Source organism: Okeania sp. SIO2F5 (genome assembly GCF_010692685.1).
Lineage (GTDB): Bacteria > Cyanobacteriota > Cyanobacteriia > Cyanobacteriales > Microcoleaceae > Okeania > Okeania hirsuta.
The window spans coordinates 1-2,030 of the sequence record NZ_JAAHGU010000287.1; the positions used below are offsets into that span (position 1 = coordinate 1).

Below are 2,030 nucleotides of genomic sequence, written 5' to 3' on the forward strand. Positions count from 1 at the left end.
TTTGATGAGCAGTCTTATTATCTGGGTTTTGGAAAATAAAGGAATGAATATCATTGACTACTTTTTGTGTCTGTTCGTAGTAACTTTCCACATCTCCTATTTTTCTAAAAAAACCTAGAGGTTGACCGCTTTCAGTCGTTCCTTTTTCTAAAATTTCTAACTCACTTAAAATCTTTTCAGCTTCATCTTTCTCTGTTAATGGTTCAGATTTAATTTTGTTAATGGGTTTGTTCTCAAAGTTATCCTGCTTGGGAATAATTTGTTTTGATGATAAATCAATCCAATCTAACTTTTCTTTTAAGCTATCCATGGCTATCAATGGAATGCTATCTGCTTTGACTTGAGTTTTTGCTTCTTCATTCTCATGTTCCAATTTTATCGTACCTTGCAACTGAGCAATTAAAGCAGACCACTGTATTTGACTCAACTCCCCAACCAAAACAATTTCCGGTCCCTCATCTACCTCTAATTCTGACTCCATTAATAAATTCATCACCACACTAGATAAAATTAAATCTGCATCCTCAGCAGCAATATTGCTGTTATCTATTAATAGAGTCATCTTAGCTTTCTCTCGATGAGTCACCAGACTTTTGATGACTTGTTGTAATTCCAATCCCACCGTTTCTTCCGGTTGCGACCAATCTGGGGTATTGCTAATACTAAATCAAAAGAAAATGTTTTTCTCGAAACTAAGAAATATCTTCTACAGCATCAATCAAATTTTCTATCGTGCCAAATTCTTCTCCTAAGACAATATCTAAAAAGCGACAAGCTACAGGTACAGAACCATAATTTTCTAAAGCCCATCTTTGACCTTCTAATCCAATCTGAGCCATTAGTTCTGGTTCGTCGATAATTCTTTGCGCTGCTTCTTGGGGATTGGCTAAATCTATTCCTACATAATGTTTCCAGTTAACAGGTTTTATAGGTAATAAAAAACCATATTTATCAAAGTCTAAATGAATCGAAACACAGCCTGCCGCCAGGGATTCCCAAAATCTCCAGCTATCCCATCTAGCTATAGCTGGTTTTTGTCCTAAATTAGAATTTTCTAACAGCTTTTCATCTAAATCTGCGTAATAAAAATTGCCTCCATAAGCGCAGCAAAACATAGAGTTTTTTAAGGAATCAAACCATTTTGGTATGTGATGAGTCCGGAATTGAGACCAATATAAGTAATCGAAATCATTTAATGAAATATTATTGCCTATTTCTGTAATTGGATTTTGATTAATATCAATTTTATCTTGTAGATGAGAAATAAAACAGAAATTCATTGCTACTCTAACACTTTGGCTTAAAGAACTTCTAAATACCGCTAAAACTTGTCGCTTTCTTTCTGAAAATAATTTACTATTTTCCGTAGCAATTCTTATCCTTTCAGAAATGCCAAATGCCCAGGGAATATATTGGCTTGGATACTTCCTAAATTTGTGCATATGCACGCGAATTACGGCTGTTAATCTCTCTGTTCTACCAGTTAATACATGATCGCTATCATTGGGATATATTATAACTAAAATAACTTCTTCATTGAGTTCGCAAAATAAATCAAATAAAGGGTGGTTATTTGTCATTTCTATGAAATAAATATCGGCCACTACGATTGCACAATTGTTAGGATGTAATTGGCGATTGTTTTTAAACAAATATTCTTGATTTTTCAAGTCGATTAACCAACAATCCATGTTAGAAAAAATAGGAATTCCTAGTTTTTTCAAACCTTCTGCTATACAAATTGATATATGAGAGCATTTTTTAACTGGTGAAAAGATAAAGTAAACACCTTTTTCTACAATTTCAGTTATCATAATTTTAATAAATTATCCTGTAATAACTTTAGATTTCTATATTGAAAAAATTTCTTGTACTTTTGCCTTAACGATCGCTTCTTTATTCTCATTATCCAATTTAATCCGACCTTGCAGTTGAGGAATTAAAGCTGACCATTGTATTTGACTCAACTCCCCAACTAAAACAATTTCTGGTCCCTCATCTACCTCTAATTCTGACTCCATTAACAAATT

The 2,030-nt window shown here is 33.1% G+C and carries 2 protein-coding genes and 1 pseudogene; all 3 read right to left on the reverse strand.

Features of this window, described 5'->3' with window-relative positions; all coding sequences use genetic code 11:
- Positions 1–616: pseudogene (locus F6K27_RS32960) on the reverse strand (hypothetical protein); the annotation flags it as partial.
- A gap of 76 nt (positions 617–692) precedes the next feature.
- Positions 693–1,814 carry a hypothetical protein gene (locus F6K27_RS32965; protein ID WP_287275861.1) on the reverse strand — a complete coding sequence of 374 codons (1,122 nt, stop codon included), beginning with the start codon at positions 1,812–1,814 and terminating at the stop codon, positions 693–695.
- A gap of 36 nt (positions 1,815–1,850) precedes the next feature.
- Positions 1,851–2,030: hypothetical protein (locus F6K27_RS32970; protein WP_287300971.1), on the reverse strand; the 180-nt coding region annotated here is incomplete at its 5' end.